We start from the raw sequence: 17,265 nt of genomic DNA, 5'->3' as shown, positions 1-17,265 counted from the left end.
CTTACTCGGTCTGCTGTCGCGAGTTGATGTTGCGCTCGATATCGGTGAGCGCGTCCAGCTTCTCGTCCAGCGCGGCCTTCTCTTCCTCCAGCGCCCGCTGGGCGCGGCGGCTCTCGGCCAGGCGCTGCCCCAGTGCACGCCGCCCTTCCAGCTCGTTGAGCCAGTAACGCAGCAGCGGCTGCAGGCGTGCCGGGGCCGCATGGAGGTCGGCCTTGTACAGTTCGGAGGCTTGATCCCACTCGCGCTCGTTGCCCCAGGCCAGCACGACCGCCCGGGCCAGGCGCTGATCGTGCGACTCACCGGAAAGGCGCGTGAGCGTGACGTCGCGCCAGTCACGGTCGCCCCGCTGGGAAGCGAGGCCGAAGGCCGTCCACTCCTCCAGCAGGCACTCGCGATCGCCGAAGTCGGGGAGCTCGGCATAGCAGCCGGCACTTTCCTCGACCACCGGCTCGCGAGGCTCGCCGGAGAGGTTCTGTGGCAGCCACTGGCAGCCGGTCAGGCCAGCCGATAGCAGGCACAGCAGCAGGGGGCGTGGGATCTTCATGGGTCGTTCCTTGCGTCGGCTACCGCCGGAGCGGTCAGCGATTCTTGATGGTCGGCGTCCGGCGCGGGCAGCGTCAGGCGGAAACACACCGCCAGGCGGTCGTCCTCCGCCAGCACCAGGCTGCCGTGCTGCAGGCGAGCGCAGTCGGCGGCCACCGACAGCCCGATGCCGGACCCCTTGAGCGCTCCCTTGCGGCGAATGCGCCCTTGATAGAACGCCTCGAACAGCCGCGCCCGATCTTCTTCGGGGATCGGTTCGCCGCTGTTGGCCACCTCGACGACCAGACAGCCGTGGGTGGCACGGGCGCGAATCTCCAGCTCGCCGCCGTCCTCGCCGTAGGCGACGGCGTTGGACACCAGATTGTCGAGCAGGCGAGCCGTGGCCGTGCGGTCGAGCCGCCAGATCAGCGGGCCGTCGAAGCAGTGCACCGACATGCCCTTCTGCTGCAGGCCCAGGTGATGCTTGGCCAGCACCTCCTTGACCACGGTGGCCACGTCCAGACGCTCGATCTCGAGGCGCTGGTTGTGCTGCAGCAGGTTGTAGTCGAGCAGCTGCTCGATCAGCTGCTGCAGCTCGCCGCCGCTGGCATCGATCAACTCGAGGATCTCGCGCTGGTGGTCGGTCAGATCACCGGCCACCCCGTCGGCCAGCAGCGCGGAGCCCTCGCGGACGCTGGCCAGCGGCGTCTTGAGCTCGTGGGACATGTGGCGCAGGAACTGCTGCTTCTGTTCCTCCAGCTCGTCGAGCCGCGACGACAGCCAGTCGAGCCGCTCGTCGAGGCTGACCAGTTCGGCGGGCCCCTGCACCGGCGACGGCTGGGCGCTCCTGCCGGTGCTGCCGATGCCCAGGATCCGCCGCTCGAGCTGGCGCACCGGCCGCACGATCAGCCGGGTGAACAACAGCATCAGGATCAGGCTGGCCGACACCAGCGCCGCGGTCTGCCACCACAGACGATGCTGCACGGTCTCGGCACGCTGGCGAATCAGGTCCAGGCGATCGTCGATGCGCCGGTTGGTGGCGTGACGCATGGCCTCGGTGTGCTCGGCGAAGGGCAGGAAGTCGGTCAGTCGCTGCTTGAACGCCTCCAGCGGCAGCTCCGGCAGCTCGGCGAGCCGGTCGAGCTGCCCGGACAGCGCCTCGACGTCCGGGTCGTCGGGCAGCAGCTCGCGCTGCTTGGCCAGCAGGCGGCGGTACTCCGCCAGGCGCTCGTCATAGATCTCGAGCAGGCTCTCCTGCTCGACCACCGCGTACTGACGCGCGCCACGTTCCATCTCCAGCGCCAGGGCGCCGAGCGTGCGGGCACGCCGGGTCTCCTCGACCGCCTGGCGGGCGCTCTGGTCGGCGAGGCGCGAGAGTTCTGACAGCGCCTGCCCGGCCTGGAACATCAGCACGGCCAGGGGCAGCATCACCATCAGGAAGGCCAGCAGCACCAGCTGCAACAGCGAGCGCGGCCGCCAGCGGCGGGAAACGGCAGATGTCATGGCCAGCGTTCGGAAAAGGAGTGAGTCGGCAACCACTATTGTCTACCCGAGGATACCAGAGTTCGGCCCGTCACCCGCGCCGCATCGCGGCCGAGCAGGCAAAAAAAAGGCCGGCATAGCCGGCCCAATACGCAGGGAACTGAAGGGGTGGGAAAGCGTTCGATGACGCCGCTGGCGCCGCTCGATCGTTTACCCGGGGCCCGAGGGCCCATGAAGCGGCGGAATCCCCTTTCAGTCAGGGTGGGATTCCTGAGACGGCTCAGCGTCTCGCTTCCTCTGACGGCCCCGCCGGGGCGTGGCCGTGCAATTCGTCCCCCTCGCGGGGGAGAGGCATCCTTGCCAGGGCATCCTTGCCCTCTCGGTACCCGTCCATGACGAGGTCGTCGGTACCGTCTCATCGCAACCTAAAGTCACACATCGCTGGAGCAGACGTTGGTCGCCGAGAGGCCAGGGGCACAGGGCAGTGTCGTCAGCTGCCTCTTGGCGACCGGGAAGCGGTTCGAGCCGTTTGAACCGCTTCCCGCTTGCTCCCCATGAGTATTGCGATCCTCGTGCCAGAAACAAAAACAACACTATAAAATCAATAGCTTAAAAGAACAAAAACGTTGGCACGCGCCAACGCCTCCTGATAAACGGGCTTCAGCTCGCCATTTTCGTTGCCTATTGGAGACACCTTTCTCCGGAAAAATAAAAAGCCCTGTTTAAACAGGGCTTTACAGAGTCTCCAATCGGCGACATCGCGTCATCGGCGTGATGGCGAGAAGCGACACCAAGGCGAGATAAGCGCTCATTCAAGGGCCTTTATCAGGATCTTGGAGCGCCGGGCCTGGTTGTAGGCCTCCCGCTTGAGGGGAGGAAGATCGTCGACGTCGGCCAGGCCGAAACCGTGCTCGAAGAACCAGTGGGCGGTATGGGTGGTCAGCGCGAACAGCGCATCGAGCCCGCGCGACCGGGCCTGACGCTCCACCTCGCCGAGCAGCAGGTCGCCACGGGCGCCGCCGCGATAGTCGCCGTGCACGGCGACACAGGCCAGCTCGCCCATCCGGGCGTCGGGAAAGGCATGCAGCGCGGCGCAGCCGATGACCATGCCGTCGCGTTCGATGACGACATAGTCGTCGATTTCATACTCCAGGCGCTCCCGGGAACGCGGCACCAGCATCCCACGACGCTCCAGCGGCTCGAGCAGCTCCAGCAGGCCGCCGATGTCGTCGATCCCGGCGCGACGCAGCTGCTCGTAGCGATGCTGGGTAATCATGGTGCCCACGCCATCGCGGGTGAACAGCTCGCCGAGCAGGGCGTCGTGGTCCTGCCACGATAGCAGGTGGGTGCGGGCCACCCCGTGGCGAGCGGCACCGACGGCGGCGCCCAGGTGGCGGGCCATCTCGCTGCCGGGGTCGGCGGCGGCCAACTGCGGCTCGGCCTCCAGCGGCGCCAGCTGCCGACGCAGCTGGCCGCTGTCGTCGCACAGGCCGCAGGCCTCGCCGAGCAGGATCAGCTTGTCGGCGGACAAGGCCGTGGCGGTATGGCGCGCGACCTCGGCGGCGTCCAGGTCGAAGACCTCGCCGGTGCTGGAGTAGCCCAGCGGCGGCAGCAGCACCAGCGAACGCCGATCCAGCAGGCCGCGGATCGCCTCGTCGCGGACGCCGCGCACCTCGCCGCTGCGGTCGAAATCGATGCCGTCGCGCACACCCAGCGGCTTGGCCATCACCAGGTTGCCCGAGACCACCGTCATCTCGACGCCGTGCAGCGGCGTGTTGGGCAGCCCCAGCGACAGCCGCGACTCCAGCCACAGTCGCTGCTCGGCCGCCACCCGCTCGACCCGGGCCATGATCGCCTCGTCGGCCACCCAGCGTCCGCCGTGGCGGCGGGGCGTGATGCCGTCCTCGTTCAGGGCCCGCTCCACCTGGGGGCGGATGCCCAGCACCACCACCAGACGCACGCCCAGGGTATGCAGCAGCGCCAGGTCCTGGATCAGCTGCTCGCCTCGACCCTGTGCCACGGCCTCGCCCTCGATCAGGATGACGAAGGTACATCCTCGGTGCGCGTTGATATACGGCGAGGAATTGCGGAACCAGTCGACGAAGGGAAAACGAGTGTCCAAGGGCCGCGCTCCGGCAGCAGATGAAGGGAAATGAGAGCCTTGACTATACCAGACGCAAAAAAACGGCGGCACCGGCAAGCTGCAAGCTGCAAGCTGCAAGCTGCAAGCTGCAGCGTGAGATCGCCAGGAGCAAAAGAAACCCCGAAGGCCTGACCTTCGGGGTTTCTTGTCCCTCGGCGCTTGTCGCTCGGCGCTTAGCCGAACATGCCCTTGAACATGAAGAAGAACATGATCGCCAGGATGGCGCCGGCCGGCAGGGTGATCAGCCAGGACATCACGATGGTGCCGATCACGCGCAAGTTGAGCGCCGCCATGCCGCGGGCCAGGCCCACGCCCAGCACCGCGCCCACCAGGGTCTGGGTGGTGGAGATCGGCAGGCCGGTGCCGGAGGCCAGCACCACGGTGGTGGCGGCCGCGAGCGTGGCAGCGAAACCGCGGCTCGGGGTCAGCTCGGTGATGCCGGTGCCGACGGTGACGATCACCTTGTGGCCGTAGGTCACCAGGCCGACGACAATGCCGCCGCCGCCGAGCACCAGCACCCACCACGGCACCAGCGCTTCCCCGCCGACCTGACCGCCGCTCTGCACGACGGTCATCACCGCGGCCAGCGGACCGACGGCATTGGCCACGTCGTTGGAGCCGTGGGCGAAGGCCATGGCACAGGCGGTGAACAGCATCAGCACGCCGAACACGCGCTCCACGCCGTCGTAGCCGAAGGCGTCGCCCTGGCGCTTCTCGCCGCCCACGCGGCGCTCGAGCAGGCCACCGAGCAGCATCACGCCGATGCCGATCACGATCGAATAGAGCAGGCTCTCACCGAAGCCGACCTCGAGGCCGACGTGCTTCAGCCCCTTGGTGAAGGTGACCATGGCGACGATGAAGCCGACCAGGAAGACGTACATCGGCACGTAGCGCTTGGCCGCCGCGAAGGGATCGCGGTTCTCGAAGATCAGGTGCTGGACCGACTTGAACAGCATGAAGGCGATGGTGCCGGACATCAGCGGCGAGACCACCCAGCTGGCGGCGATCTTGCCGACGCCGCCCCAGTCCACGGTGGAGACGCCCAGGCCGGCGGCGCCGAAGCCCACGATGGCGCCGACGATGGAGTGGGTGGTGGAGACCGGCCAGCCCCGCATCGAGGCGATCAGCAGCCAGGTCGCGGCGGCCAGCAGCGAGGCCAGCATGCCGTAGACCAGCAGCTGCGGCTCATCCGCGAGCAGGGTCGGATCGATGATGCCCTTGCGGATGGTGTTGGTGACCTCGCCCCCGGCCAGCCAGGCGCCGAGGAACTCGAAGATCACGGCGATGATGATCGCCTGCTTGATGGTGACGGCCTTGGAGCCGACGGAGGTGCCCATGGCATTGGCCACGTCGTTGGCACCGACACCCCAGGCCATGAAGAAACCGAAGGCACAGGCGAGGAGGATGAAGATGTCGCCGTATTGCGCGATGATCGACATAGGACGGAAACCTTGTATCGGGTCAGAAGGTGGCGGTTATCGCTGCGGGAGAGTCCCGCTCAGTTGGCCGTCATGATCTGAAGGCGGCTGCCGACGCGTTCGGCGCGATCGGACAGCTCACCGACCCAGTCGATGATCTTGTAGAGGAACATCACGTCCACCGGGGGCATCTCGCTCTCGAGGGCGAACAGCTGGCGACGGATGGCGACCTGCTGTTCGTCGGTCTTCTGTTCCAGGGTGTGCAGCTCGCGGATCAGCGTCTGCATCACGTCGGACACGTTGCGACCGAACCCGGATTCGAGCAGGTCCTTGAGCTCTTCCAGGGCGACGCGGGCCTGAGCGACACAGGACACCGAGGTGCGGATGTAGTCGCGCATCGGTTGGGCGAGCTCGTCGGGCACCTGCATGCTGCGACCGAGCATGATCCCGGTGATGTCGCGCGCCTTGTTGGCGATCTGGTCCTGGACGCTGATCAGGTCCAGCAGATCGGAGCGCGACACCGGCAGGAACATGGTGTTGGGCAGATTGAGGCGCAGCTCGGTCTTGAGCTCGTCGGCCTCGTGCTCGAGTCGAGTGATCGACTCACGCTGTCGGGCGGCTTCCTGCCAGTCTCCCGTGAGTGTTGCCTCGAAGAACGGCGGCAGGGCTTCCGCGCAGTCGCTGACCTTGACGATATGAGCCAGCAGCGGCTGGAATGGCGAGCGACCGAACATCGCGGAGAAGGGATTGGATGTCACCATGGGGGCATCTGGGCACTTGGAAATGGCGGCGTCAGTATAGTGACTGCCCGGGCTGTCGTCATGAGAAAATCATCTAATCTTCACGAACATGAAACAAGGCGGCCTTTCCCATGGCAAAAGAGATCGAATTCAAGCTCGCCCTGGCCCCCGCGGGCCCGGAAGCGCTGCGCCGGCATCCCCGGCTCGCCGGCCTCGAACCGCGCACCACCCAGCTGGGCAACACCTACTTCGACACTCCTGACGGTCGGCTGGAGAGCGAACGCATGGCGCTGCGCCTGCGTCACGCCGATGGCCGGCTGCTGCAGACGCTGAAGACCAGCGGCCAGGGCAGCGGCGGCCTTTCCACCCGCGGCGAGTGGGAGTGGGAAGTGATGGGCCCGGGCCTCGACCTCGGCCGGCTGGCCGACCTCCCGCCGATCGAAGCCCTCGGTGAAGGCGTGCTGGGCGAGCTCAGGCCGCGCTTCGCCACCGACTTCGCCCGCGAGATCTGGTGGTGGGAACAGGACGGCACCGCCATCGAGATCGCCCTGGACCTCGGCGAGATCGAAAGCGACGCGCACAGCGTCCCGATCCGCGAGCTGGAGCTCGAACTCAAGGACGGCGATCCCGCCGCCCTGATCGAACTGGCCGAAGCCCTGGCCGAGCGCGTGCCGCTGCGCCCCTCGGACACCAGCAAGGCCGCCCGAGGCGCCGCCCTGCTCGCCGGACGCTGGACGCTGCCCGACGGCGGCTCGGCCCCCGCCTGGCTGCATCGCGCCGTGGTGGCCCTCGACGCCCACGCCGACACCGGCGACGCCGCCTTCCGTGAGGCTGCCCGCGAGGCCTTCCTGCAGCTGGCCGAACGGCACGCCGACGTCGAGCCGATGGCCCGCCGGCTGGCCGAGGCCCTGAGGCACGACGACTGGCTGAACGCCGACACCGGCCGGACGCTGCTCGCCCTGTCACGCCACCTGCCCGACGCGGTCGCGCTGGGCTGAACGCCCGGGCAGGGACGCCGCCCGTCACGGGTGAACAGCACGAGGGAACGCCGTGAATCACGATCGCTTCAAACCCGCCGCGGGCGACCTGCGCACCCGGGTCTTCCAGATCATCTTCGAGTCCGACACGCCGCTGGCCAAGGGCTTCGACATCGCGCTGATCGGTGCCATCCTGGCCAGCGTGCTGGTGGTGATGCTGGAGAGCGTGCCCCAACTGGAAGCCGCCCATGGCGAGGGATTCCGGCTGTTCGAATGGGGCTTCACCCTGCTGTTCACCGCCGAGCTGGCGATCCGGCTCTACTGCCTGGAGCGCCCCTGGCACTACCTCAAGAGCTTCTACGGCGTCATCGACCTGATCGCCATCCTGCCCACCTGGCTGGCGCTGGTGGTGCCCGGCGCCCAGTCGCTGGTGGTGGTCCGCCTGCTGCGCACCCTGCGCATCTTCCGGGTGCTGAGGCTGATGGAGTTCGTCGGCGAGGGGCGGCTGCTGATCGGCGCCCTGGTGCGCAGCAGCCACCAGATCTTCCTGTTCCTGTTCACCGTGTTCATGCTGGTGACCATCTTCGCCTCACTGATGTATCTGATCGAGCCCGCCGAGGCCGGTTTCACCAGCATTCCGACTGCCATCTACTGGGCCGTGGTGACCCTGACCACGGTGGGCTACGGCGACATCACCCCGGTGACGCCGCTGGGCCAGGCGATCTCGGTGATGGTGATGCTGATCGGCTACTCGATCATCGCCGTGCCTACCGGGGTGTTCTCCGCCGAGGTGATCCGCTCGATCCGCGCCGACCGCTACTCGGAAGAGGCCTGCCCCGGCTGCGGCCATGACCGCCACGAGAAGAACGCCCGCTACTGTCTCAAGTGCGGCACCTGGCTGGACGAGGAGACGCCCGACCCGCGCGAAGCCTCGAATGACCGATCCTCGAGCAACGAACCTTCAGACGACACGCCCACGGACGAAAAAACGCCCCGGGAGTGATCCCGAGGCGTCTCGCGGGCGCGTTCTCGAAGCGGTCGACTCACTCGGTCTCTAGGGGCGCGTCCCAGGCGTCCAGCTCGGCCTCGCTCCAGTCGCCATAACCGGCGTTGGGGAACACGATCCAGTCCTGGCCGAAACGCTCGGCGTTCTGCTCGACGAGAGCGTGCTGACCGGCGAGATCGGCATCGGCGAACGCGCCGGAGAAGTCGTGCAGCGAGTCCCCGAGCTGCATCACCAGGGTGTGCCCCTCTTCCACCTTGGCGCGGCGCTCGGCCTTGGGCGGGCCCAGCAGCATGACGCTGTCCTCGGAGACCTGCGGCAGGTCCAGGGTCTCCAGGGTGGCGATGGTGTCGGCCTCGTTCTCCTGGTAGCGGTCGGAGACGTAGTAGATGGCCACGCCGTGCTCGTCGGCGTAGTCCAGGAAGGCCTTGGCGCCGGGGATCAGGCGCGGCTCGCCTTCCCGCTCCCAGTGCTTCCAGGTGTCCCAGGTGGTGTAGTCGTGGCATTCGGCCATGTCACGAGTCAGCAGGGCGCTGTTGTCCAGCACCGTCTCGTCGAGGTCGGTGATGATGGCCGGTGCGACACCCTCACCCAGCGCCTCGAGCCGATCCTCCAGCCGATAGCGGGCGAGCGCGAAGCCCTGGCGCTGCAGCGCGGCGACCTCGGCCGACTGCTGCTGGTAACGCAGGCCCATCGCATAGGCGGCCTGGGCACAGACCATGGAATCGTCGGCGACGGCCGGCGCGGCCAGCGGCAGGGCCATGAGGCCGGCCAGGGCGGCGACACCGCCGGCACGGCGGTAAGCGGACATCGGCATGGTGTTCTCCTTGTGATCGGCGCGCTCGGATACGACATCGACTCGCACCTGATTACGCCTTGTTATTGAAGAAAATCGATTCGATCATATTTTATTTTAATCGACTGTTCAAATAACACTGGAAGGCGCCACTGCCGCCCCGGCCCGAGCGCCGGCAGCCATAAAAAAACCGGCTCGACCAGAAGGCCGAGCCGGTACGAAAGCGGAAGAGAGGCTTGCTCTGTCCTGGAAGGTCAGTCCTGGAAGGGAGCGACGTCGCCTCGACCCTCGCGTACCACGGTGGGCGGCAGCTCGCGCAGGTCGATCACGCTGGTCGGCTCCAGGTGGCAGGCGCCGCCGTCGATCACCAGCGACAGATGCGACCCGAAGCGATCACGAATTTCCTCGGCATCCGTCATCGGCAGCTCCTCGCCCTCGGGGATCAGGGTCACGCTCATCAGCGGCTCGCCGAGGGTGTCGAGCAACGCCCGGGTGATGTCGTGGTCGGGAACCCGCACACCGATCGAACGCCGCTTGGGATGCAGCAGCAGTCGCGGCACCTCGGTGGTGGCATTCAGGATGAAGGTATAGGGTCCCGGCGTGTGGGCCTTGAGCAGGCGGAAGACGGCGTTGTCGACCTTGGCATAGGTGCCGATCTCCGAGAGGTCGGAGCACACCAGGGTGAAGTTGTGCTTGTCGTCCAGCGAACGCAGCCACTTGATGCGCTCGACGGCCTTCTTGTCGCCCAGGTGGCAGCCCAGGGCGTAGCCGGAATCGGTCGGGTAGGCGATCACGCCGCCCTTGCGGATGATCTCGACCGCCTGGTCGATGAGGCGCTTCTGCGGGTTGTCCGGGTGGACCTGAAAGAACTGGCTCATGGGCGCTCCCTGTTCTTGTGAACGTCGGACGAATGAAACGGCGGATCAGGCGGCGGTCGCCGCTCGGTCGATCCAGGCCGCCAGCCGAGGATGGGTCCAGACCGGCGCCACCGAGGTGCGCGGCGTCGGGCTCATGCTGCCCGGGGCCAGGTGGCCGCCGGGAAAGTGGAAGTCGCTGCCCAGCGAGGCCATCAGGTCGCGCTCGTGAAGCTGGCGGGCCAGGTCGCGGGTGACGTCGGCGTTCTGGAAGCCGCTGATCAGCTCGGCGGCGCGGCCGCCGGCCTCGCGGAAATCGTCCAGCAACAGGCCGCGCTTGCGCCGGGTCAGCTTGTGGCGCAGTGGATGCGCCAGCACCGCCACCCCGCCGGATTCCAGAATCCAGCGCACGCCCTCGGCCAGATGCGGCCACAGCGCCTTGATGTCGCCGGCCTTGCCGTTGCCCAGGTGCTTGGAAAACGCGGTGGACATGTCCGGCACCAGGCCCGCCGCGACCAGGGCCTTGGCGAAGTCCGGCCGGCCCAGTGGGCGGTCGGAGCCGGCCTGCTCGCGGGCCCGGGCCAGGGCGTCGTCGAGGCCGATCTTCTCCATGCGCTCGGCGATGGTCACCGCCCGCCGCTCCCGGGCCTCGGCCTGGGCGACGAGCCCGTCGGCCAGCGCGCCGCTGGCGCCCTCGGGCAGCAGCCCCACCACGTGCAGGTTGATGCCGCGCCACTGGATCGAGAGCTCGGTGGCCGGCAGCACGGCCAGCCCCGCGTCCGCGCCGGCACTCACCGCCTCCTCCACGCCGGCCACGGTATCGTGGTCGCTCAGGGCGATATGGGTGAGCCCGCGCTCGACGCACAGCGCCACCAGATCGGTGGGCGACAGGGCGCCGTCCGAGGCGGTGGAATGCATGTGCAGATCGATGGTGAGGGCATCGCTTCCCTCGAAGCGCGCGGGAAGTGCGGGGTTCAGCATGACGCGGGCAGGTGTCTTTGACAGAATAGACACCCATGGTGCTCGCCCGACCCACCCCGGTCAACCGAGCCACTCGCTCCCGCGGCGCGAGCCGCTCAGCCGAGGATATTCCGAGATGCTCTACGCCATCATCAGTGAAGATGTGAACGACAGCCTGGAACGGCGCCTGGCCGCCCGCCCCGATCATCTGGCTCGCCTCGAGCAGCTGCGCGACGAGGGCCGCCTGGTGCTGGCCGGCCCCCATCCCGCCGTGGACAGCGAAGACCCGGGCGAGGCCGGCTTCAGCGGCAGCCTGGTGGTCGCCGAGTTCGACGACCTGGAAAGCGCCCAGGCCTGGGCCGACGCCGATCCCTACATCATCGCCGGCGTCTACGCCCAGGTGACGGTGAAGCCCTTCAAGAAAGCCCTGCCCTAGGCCGAACCGCCTTCTCCACGAAGCGAGCCGGCGGCAGCTGTCGCCGGCTCGCTTTTTGCGTCCCTCGAAAACGGCCGCGAAGCCACTTGTCAACAAGGGTTTTCCCCACAGTTCCTGTGGATAACATTGTTGAAACGCCGCGGAGTCCTGCCGCCAGCCCGGTCGCAAAGGCGCCGCGGCGAAATCGATCATTTTTTGACCAGCCGATTCACGTCCGGAGCCGATCTTGACCGCCGCCCCCGATCATCTGCCGCCGCTGGCCGGCCTGGAGAGCGCCCGCCTCGACTGGCGCCAGGACGACAGCGGCGAAAGCGCCCCCCACTCCAGCGCCTTCGACGACGTCTATTTCTCGCGCCACGACGGCCGTGCCGAGACCGAACACGTGTTCCTGGCCGCCAACCGCCTGCCCGAGCGCTTCCGCGACTGGCAGGCGCCGCGCCCCTTCGTCATCGGCGAGACCGGCTTCGGCACCGGGCTCAACATGCTCTGCGCCTGGGCCTGCTTCGACGCTCACGCCCCGGCCGGCGCCCGACTGCACCTGGTCTCCACCGAGAAGTTTCCGCTCGCCCGCGACGACCTGGCCCGGGCGCTGGCGGCCTGGCCGGACCTGGCCGAGCGTGCCGCCGCGCTGGTGGCCCAATGGCCGGAGCCGGTGGCCGGCGTGCATCGCCTGTGGCTCGACGAGCGCGTGACCCTGGACCTGCACTTCGGCGACACCACCGAGCGCCTGGCGCTGCTCGACGGCGCCGTGGACGCCTGGTTCCTCGACGGCTTCGCGCCCTCCAAGAATCCCGAGATGTGGCACGACGCGCTGTTCGCCGCCATGGCCTCACGCTCGCGCCCGGGCGCCACCTTCGCCACCTTCACCTGCGCCGGCGTGGTCAAGCGCGGCCTCAGGGCCGCCGGCTTCGCCTGGCGCAAGGTGCCGGGCTTCGGCCGCAAGCGCGAGATGCTGGCCGGCGAGATCGAGACGCCCCCGGCGGACGAACGCCGAGGCTCCACGCCCTGGCTCACACCTCCCGCGGTACAAACAGCCCGCCGCGTGGCGGTGATCGGCGCCGGGCTCGCCGGCACCACCGTGGCCGCCGCCCTGGCCCGTCGCGGCGTGGCGGTGACGCTGATCGACCGCGAAGCCCCCGGCGCCGGGGCCTCCGGCAACGCCCAGGGCGCGCTCTACGTGAAGCTCGCCGCCGACACCAACCTGCAGAGCCGCACCTACCTGAGCGGGCTGCTGCACAGTCGGCGCTGGCTCGAGGCTCTCGACCCCGATCACGCACTGTGGTCGCCCGGCGGCGTGCTGCAGCTGGCCACCGGCGAGCGCGAGACGCGCCGCCAGGCCCGCTTCCTCGCCAACCATCCGCTGCCGGCGAGCGTGGTGCGCGGCGTCGACGCCGAGGAAGCCACCCGGCTCGTCGGACTCGACCTGCTCCACGGCGGGCTCGGCTTGTCCCACGGCGGGCTCGACTACCCACTGGCCGGCTGGGTGCGTCCGGATGCGCTGTGCCGCCGGCTGGCGGCGAGCGACGGAGTAAGCGCTTACCGGGGCGAGGTGCGCGAGCTCTCGCCCATCGCGGAAGACGACGAGAACGGCGGCTGGCGGCTGACGCTGGCCGGCGAGGGTGGCACCGACACTATTGAGGTCGATCAGGTGGTGATCGCCGCGGCCAGCGCCTCCAGCGGCTTCGCCCAGACCGCCGCCCTGCCCCTGCAGCCGGTGCGCGGGCAGATCTCGCGGCTGACGCTGCCGCAAGGCGCCCCCGCACCGGCGCGGGTGGTGTGCGCCGGCGGCTACGTCATGCCGCCGATCGACGGCACCCTGACCTTCGGCGCCAGCTTCGCCCCCAACGACGCCGACGCGACGACCCGCGAGGCCGATCACGCCTTCAACCTCGCGGAGCTCGAGCGCACCCTGCCCGGCTACGCCGCCGCACTGGCCGAGGCCGGCGCCGATCTCTCGCCGGAAGCGCTGGACGGGCGCGCCGCGGTGCGCGCCGCCAGCCCCGACAAGTCGCCCTACGCCGGCCCGGTGCCCGACGCCGAGGCCTGGCGCCGCGACTATGCCGCCATGGCCAAGGACGCCACCCTGATCCCGGCGACGCCCGGCCGCCATCACCCGGGGCTGTGGATCAGCGCCGCCCACGGCTCCCGCGGGCTCGCAAGCGCGCCGCTGTGCGCCGAGCTGATCGCCTCGCGGATCTGCGACGAGCCGCTGCCGCTGGAGGCGCCGCTGGCCGACCATCTGCATCCCGGGCGGCGCGTGATCCGCGATCTGATCCGGGGGCAGTAGCCCACCACCCACCGGCTTGATCTGGCGCCGGGCTCAAATGACGGCTTGCTGATAAGCTGTCATCAGGGGAGCCGGCGCGGGCCGCCTTGGCGGTCTTCACCGTGCTGATGCTCGGCGTGGCCGTCTCCCGGATGCACAAAAGGCTGGATTAGGCCTGCGCCTTGCCCGGCGTTCTATCGCTTCCCCGGACGGCCTGATAGGCTGACGTCCCTTGATGATCGACGGGTACGTCGGGCCCATGGAAATCCCCCATCAGCGTCTGATTTACTTCCAGCTGACTCTCGAGACCGGCTCCATCCGCGCGGCGTCGGCGAGGCTCAACATCGCTCCCTCGGCGGTGAGCCGTCAGATCTCGCTGCTGGAAACGGCGCTCGATGCGACGCTGATCGAGCGACGACGAGACGGGGTATCCCCCACCCCGGAAGGAGAGCTGCTGCTGGACTACTGCCAGCGCCGCACCCGACTGGATCGGCATTTCAGCGATGCCCTGGATGCCTATCAGCGGCTGGAGACGGGGCAGATCACGCTGTACGTGGGCGAAGGATTCGTCGGCGACCTGATCGATCATCCGCTGCGCGAATTCACCGAGGCGCATCGCGGCGTTCGCCTGAACATCGACACGGGCAGCACCCGCAATATCATCGAAGCCGTGGTCAATGATGAGGCCCATATTGGCCTGATGTATCACGAACAGGTGCATCCCCACCTGCGCTTCTGGCAGTCGACGCGCCAGCCACTGGTGGCGCTGATCGCCCCGGATCATCCCCTGGCCTCAACCGACGACGACCCGATCACACTGGCGATGCTGGCCGACTACCCCCTGGCGCTCTGGCATCCGGGCCATGGCGTGCGCGAGCTGGTCGACCTGGCGTTTCGCGAAGCCAACCATTCACCCTTGGTGGGCATTCAGACGGGATCGCTGGAGGTGCTCAAGCACTCGGCGAGAGCGCAACTCTGTGTGACTCTCTTGCCGCGCTTTGCCGCGGCAAGAGAGCTCGAGGAAGGGACCCTGGTGGCACGCAACGTGGTCGGCAGACACTTCACGCAGGCCAACGCGCATATGGTCACGCGCGTCGGCCGGCGGATGCCACGGGCAGGATTGCAGCTGTTGCGCCATCTCCAGCGCTGGATGAGCGCGTTTCGAAGCGACGGGCCCGCCAGGGACTAGGCGTCACCATAGCCCATGGCGGCGCTGGCCTTGGCCGCCGTTTCCACCCACACGCTGCGCGGTAGCGTGTACTCATGCAGGCCGTCGAGACCGCTGGAGCGGCCATAGCCGCTTTCTCCCAGGCCGCCGAAGGGCGACATCACGTTGATGGTCTTGTAGCTGTTGACCCAGACGGTGCCGGCACGCAGTTGATGGGCGACGCGCAGCGCCTTGGCGGTGTCGCGACTCCATACCGCCCCGGCCAGGCCATAGCGACTGTCGTTGGCCATCTCCACCGCCTGCCGCTCATTCGCAAAGGTCATGACGACCAACACCGGGCCAAAGACCTCCTCGTTGGCGATGGTCATGTCCGGCGTGACATCGGTGAGGATGGTCGGCGCCAGGAAATAGCCGTTGGCAGTATCTTCCGGGAGGTGGGCCGGCGGCTTGCCGCCGGTCAGCAGTCTGGCTCCCTGAGCCACCGCCTCGTCGATGAGCTGAAGCACCCGCTGATACTGGGCGGCGTTCTGCAGCGGCCCCATCCGGGTGGTGTCCTCGGCGGGCAGCCCCACGGCGATGGAAGAGGCGGCACTCGCCAGGCGCTCGGTGAACTCGGGCAGCAGGCTTTCCTGAAGCAGCAGACGCGAGCCTGCCACGCAGCTCTGCCCGGCGCCGGCGAAGATAGCGGCCTGCGCGCCGCCGATGGCATCCTCGAGCGAGGCGTCGTCGAACACGATATTGGCGGACTTCCCGCCCAGCTCCAGCACGCTCGGCACCAGGCGCTGCGCTCCCGCCTCGGCGATGCGGCGCCCGGTCTCGGGCGAGCCCACGAACACCAGTTTGGCAATCTGCGGATGCGACGTCAGGGCCTGCCCGGTGGTGTGCCCCAATCCGTTGACGATACCGATCAGGCCGGCCGGAAGCTGGCCGCCACGCTCGAGCAGCATGCCGAGCAGCACCGAGGTCAGCGGTGTCAGCTCCGACGGCTTGAGCACGGCGGCATTGCCGGCCGCCAGCGCCGGCGCGAGCTGCCAGCCGCAGGTGAACATCGGCGCATTCCAGGGCGTGATCTGCCCCACCACGCCATAGGGGATGCGCTGCACATAGTTCAGGTGCGAGGTGGGAACGTCGATGACCTCGCCGTGCTGCTTGTCGCACCAGCCGGCGTAGTACTCGAACATCTCACGTACCTTTCCCACTTCTCCGCGGCAGTCACCCACGGGCTTGCCGGCGATCAGGCTCTCGATCCGGGCCAGATTCTCTTCGTGGCCGGCCAGGCCTTGCGCCGCCGCATACATGCGCCGTCCCCGTTCACTGGCGGTCAGCGCCGCCCACTCGGCCTGCGCCGCCGTGGCAGCCTCGACGGCGGCGTCGACGAGGGACGCCGTGGCATCCTGATACGCCAGCAGCGGCAATCCCGTGGCGGGATCGAGCAGCGTGATGGCCTCTCCCTCCCCCGGGGTCAGTGTTCCGTTGATCCAGTTGGACGCGGGGGCGTCGGCATCGATGCCGAAGGCCTCCAGGCAGTCGGCGATGCTGGTACGAGCGCGCTGGTTCAGGACATTGCTCATTGTTCGGTCTCCTGCGGGGAAGGGGCGGCATCGGGGGCGGCGGCGTCGAGCCACCGGCGTGTCACGGCGTTGAAGTCGTCGCCGTCAAGCAGTGTCTCGGCGTCGGCGTGCCAGGCCTCGACCACCGAGCGCAGCAGCCCGTCTGGCATCTCCAGGTCGCCGGCGGTCTGCTGGGCCAGGCGCAGGTCCTTGCGCATCAGTCCCATGGTGAAGCCCGAATCGAAGCTGTCGGAGAGGATCCAGCGCGGGAAGTTGACCTCGCTGACGGCGCTGCGCCCGGAGCCGCTGTTCAGACCGTTCAGGCAGGCCTCCGGATCCACGCCGGCACGCTGTGCCATGGCCACGGCCTCCGCGGTAGTCAGAAGGTTGGCAGCGCACAGATAGTTATTGGCCAGCTTGACCACGTGACCGCTGCCGGGCCCGCCAACATGGGTAGCCTTGGACGACATGGCGTCGAGCAGCGGCCGCAGCCGCGCCACGGTGTCCTCATGCCCGCCCAGCAGCATGCCGAGCTGGCCGTTGATTGCCCCGGCCGGCCCTCCGCTCACCGGCGCATCGAGCCATTCCAGCCCGGCGTCCGCGACCTCGGCCGCCAGACGGCGCGTCACCATCGGGTCGCTGGTGGAGGCATCCATGATGACGCTGCCGGCCGGCGCACGGTGAAGCAGCCCCGGCGATACCTTGAGGACCTGCTCGACGTGCTTCGAGGTCGGCAGCGAGAAGAGGTAGACGTCGCTTGCCCCGATCTCCTCGGGGGACACGGTCGTCACGCCTTCGTCGCTCAGACGCTGGCGAGTCCCGGCATCGATGTCGCTGCCGACGACCGTGTAACCGGCGCGGTGCAGGGTCAGGGCCATGCCTCGGCCCATGTTGCCGAGCCCGATGACAGTAATAGTGGTATCCAAGGTGTAGTCCCTCTTGTTGTAAGG

General features: G+C 68.3%; 15 protein-coding genes. 5 read left to right on the top strand and 10 right to left on the bottom strand.

Annotation, left to right across the window (positions count from 1 at the left end):
- Position 1: 1 nt before the first annotated feature.
- The 5 genes from CVH10_RS03845 to CVH10_RS03825 all read right to left on the bottom strand — a co-directional run bounded on the left by CVH10_RS03845 (position 2) and on the right by CVH10_RS03825 (position 6,326).
- Positions 2–544 carry a hypothetical protein gene (locus CVH10_RS03845; protein ID WP_035598354.1) on the bottom strand — a complete coding sequence of 181 codons (543 nt, stop codon included), beginning with the start codon at positions 542–544 and terminating at the stop codon, positions 2–4.
- Entirely contained in the window at positions 541–2,025 is a 1,485-nt protein-coding gene (locus CVH10_RS03840) for an ATP-binding protein (RefSeq protein WP_035598351.1), read from the bottom strand. The genes CVH10_RS03845 and CVH10_RS03840 overlap by 4 nt, the downstream gene beginning before the upstream one ends.
- Positions 2,026–2,812: 787 nt before the next feature.
- Entirely contained in the window at positions 2,813–4,126 is a 1,314-nt protein-coding gene (gene argA / locus CVH10_RS03835) for an amino-acid N-acetyltransferase (RefSeq protein ID WP_035598349.1), read from the bottom strand.
- 194 nt (positions 4,127–4,320) lie between these two features.
- Complete coding sequence (locus CVH10_RS03830; RefSeq protein ID WP_035598346.1) at positions 4,321–5,586, bottom strand: inorganic phosphate transporter; 1,266 nt, start codon at positions 5,584–5,586, stop codon at positions 4,321–4,323.
- 59 nt (positions 5,587–5,645) lie between these two features.
- Positions 5,646–6,326 carry a TIGR00153 family protein gene (locus CVH10_RS03825; RefSeq protein WP_035598343.1) on the bottom strand — a complete coding sequence of 227 codons (681 nt, stop codon included), beginning with the start codon at positions 6,324–6,326 and terminating at the stop codon, positions 5,646–5,648.
- 110 nt (positions 6,327–6,436) lie between these two features.
- Between CVH10_RS03825 and CVH10_RS03820 the strand changes: the two genes are divergently transcribed.
- On the top strand, positions 6,437–7,303 hold the full coding sequence (locus CVH10_RS03820; RefSeq protein ID WP_106487864.1) for a CYTH domain-containing protein: 867 nt from the start codon (positions 6,437–6,439) through the stop codon (positions 7,301–7,303).
- Between the two features lie 52 nt (positions 7,304–7,355).
- Positions 7,356–8,285: an ion transporter gene (locus tag CVH10_RS03815; protein WP_106487863.1), complete on the top strand. Its 930-nt coding sequence runs from the start codon at positions 7,356–7,358 to the stop codon at positions 8,283–8,285.
- 40 nt (positions 8,286–8,325) lie between these two features.
- Here the strand turns inward: CVH10_RS03815 and CVH10_RS03810 are convergent, their stop codons facing one another.
- The 3 genes from CVH10_RS03810 to CVH10_RS03800 form a co-directional block, all read right to left on the bottom strand.
- The gene (locus CVH10_RS03810; protein WP_106487862.1) at positions 8,326–9,102 is read right to left on the bottom strand and encodes a 5'-nucleotidase, lipoprotein e(P4) family; all 777 of its coding nucleotides are present in this window, start codon (positions 9,100–9,102) and stop codon (positions 8,326–8,328) included.
- 233 nt (positions 9,103–9,335) lie between these two features.
- The gene (locus CVH10_RS03805; RefSeq protein WP_035598338.1) at positions 9,336–9,959 is read right to left on the bottom strand and encodes an L-threonylcarbamoyladenylate synthase; all 624 of its coding nucleotides are present in this window, start codon (positions 9,957–9,959) and stop codon (positions 9,336–9,338) included.
- A gap of 45 nt (positions 9,960–10,004) precedes the next feature.
- Positions 10,005–10,916, bottom strand: coding sequence for a PHP domain-containing protein (locus CVH10_RS03800; RefSeq protein WP_106487861.1), 912 nt, complete (start codon positions 10,914–10,916; stop codon positions 10,005–10,007).
- Positions 10,917–11,031: 115 nt separating this feature from the next.
- On the opposite strand from CVH10_RS03800, the gene CVH10_RS03795 reads away from it, so the two are divergent.
- The 3 genes from CVH10_RS03795 to CVH10_RS03785 all read left to right on the top strand — a co-directional run bounded on the left by CVH10_RS03795 (position 11,032) and on the right by CVH10_RS03785 (position 14,786).
- The gene (locus tag CVH10_RS03795) at positions 11,032–11,331 is read left to right on the top strand and encodes a YciI family protein (RefSeq protein WP_035598333.1); all 300 of its coding nucleotides are present in this window, start codon (positions 11,032–11,034) and stop codon (positions 11,329–11,331) included.
- A gap of 226 nt (positions 11,332–11,557) precedes the next feature.
- Entirely contained in the window at positions 11,558–13,618 is a 2,061-nt protein-coding gene (gene mnmC, locus CVH10_RS03790; protein ID WP_106487860.1) for a bifunctional tRNA (5-methylaminomethyl-2-thiouridine)(34)-methyltransferase MnmD/FAD-dependent 5-carboxymethylaminomethyl-2-thiouridine(34) oxidoreductase MnmC, read from the top strand.
- Between the two features lie 238 nt (positions 13,619–13,856).
- On the top strand, positions 13,857–14,786 hold the full coding sequence (locus tag CVH10_RS03785; RefSeq protein WP_035598387.1) for a LysR family transcriptional regulator: 930 nt from the start codon (positions 13,857–13,859) through the stop codon (positions 14,784–14,786).
- Here CVH10_RS03785 and CVH10_RS03780 read toward each other — a convergent pair.
- Both CVH10_RS03780 and CVH10_RS03775 read right to left on the bottom strand, forming a co-directional pair.
- The gene (locus tag CVH10_RS03780) at positions 14,783–16,336 is read right to left on the bottom strand and encodes an aldehyde dehydrogenase family protein (protein ID WP_106487859.1); all 1,554 of its coding nucleotides are present in this window, start codon (positions 16,334–16,336) and stop codon (positions 14,783–14,785) included. The genes CVH10_RS03785 and CVH10_RS03780 overlap by 4 nt on opposite strands.
- Positions 16,333–17,241: an NAD(P)-dependent oxidoreductase gene (locus CVH10_RS03775; RefSeq protein WP_235207476.1), complete on the bottom strand. Its 909-nt coding sequence runs from the start codon at positions 17,239–17,241 to the stop codon at positions 16,333–16,335. Before CVH10_RS03775 ends, CVH10_RS03780 begins: the two co-directional genes overlap by 4 nt.
- Positions 17,242–17,265 lie beyond the last annotated feature (24 nt).

The organism is Halomonas sp. ND22Bw (assembly GCF_003011945.1).
Lineage (GTDB): Bacteria > Pseudomonadota > Gammaproteobacteria > Pseudomonadales > Halomonadaceae > Halomonas > Halomonas halophila.
Note: the sequence above shows the minus strand (reverse complement) of the source record. Positions and strands in the feature narration are given on the sequence as shown.

What these genes read in the sequence shown, in the direction of transcription:
- CVH10_RS03845 (WP_035598354.1), bottom strand. Translation starts at nt 544, where the DNA reads ATGAAGATCCCACGCCCCCTGCTGCTGTGCCTGCTATCGGCTGGCCTG.
- CVH10_RS03840 (WP_035598351.1), bottom strand. Translation starts at nt 2,025, where the DNA reads ATGACATCTGCCGTTTCCCGCCGCTGGCGGCCGCGCTCGCTGTTGCAG.
- CVH10_RS03830 (WP_035598346.1), bottom strand. Translation starts at nt 5,586, where the DNA reads ATGTCGATCATCGCGCAATACGGCGACATCTTCATCCTCCTCGCCTGT.
- CVH10_RS03825 (WP_035598343.1), bottom strand. Translation starts at nt 6,326, where the DNA reads ATGGTGACATCCAATCCCTTCTCCGCGATGTTCGGTCGCTCGCCATTC.
- CVH10_RS03820 (WP_106487864.1), top strand. Translation starts at nt 6,437, where the DNA reads ATGGCAAAAGAGATCGAATTCAAGCTCGCCCTGGCCCCCGCGGGCCCG.
- CVH10_RS03810 (WP_106487862.1), bottom strand. Translation starts at nt 9,102, where the DNA reads ATGCCGATGTCCGCTTACCGCCGTGCCGGCGGTGTCGCCGCCCTGGCC.
- CVH10_RS03805 (WP_035598338.1), bottom strand. Translation starts at nt 9,959, where the DNA reads ATGAGCCAGTTCTTTCAGGTCCACCCGGACAACCCGCAGAAGCGCCTC.
- CVH10_RS03800 (WP_106487861.1), bottom strand. Translation starts at nt 10,916, where the DNA reads ATGCTGAACCCCGCACTTCCCGCGCGCTTCGAGGGAAGCGATGCCCTC.
- CVH10_RS03795 (WP_035598333.1), top strand. Translation starts at nt 11,032, where the DNA reads ATGCTCTACGCCATCATCAGTGAAGATGTGAACGACAGCCTGGAACGG.
- CVH10_RS03785 (WP_035598387.1), top strand. Translation starts at nt 13,857, where the DNA reads ATGGAAATCCCCCATCAGCGTCTGATTTACTTCCAGCTGACTCTCGAG.
- CVH10_RS03780 (WP_106487859.1), bottom strand. Translation starts at nt 16,336, where the DNA reads ATGAGCAATGTCCTGAACCAGCGCGCTCGTACCAGCATCGCCGACTGC.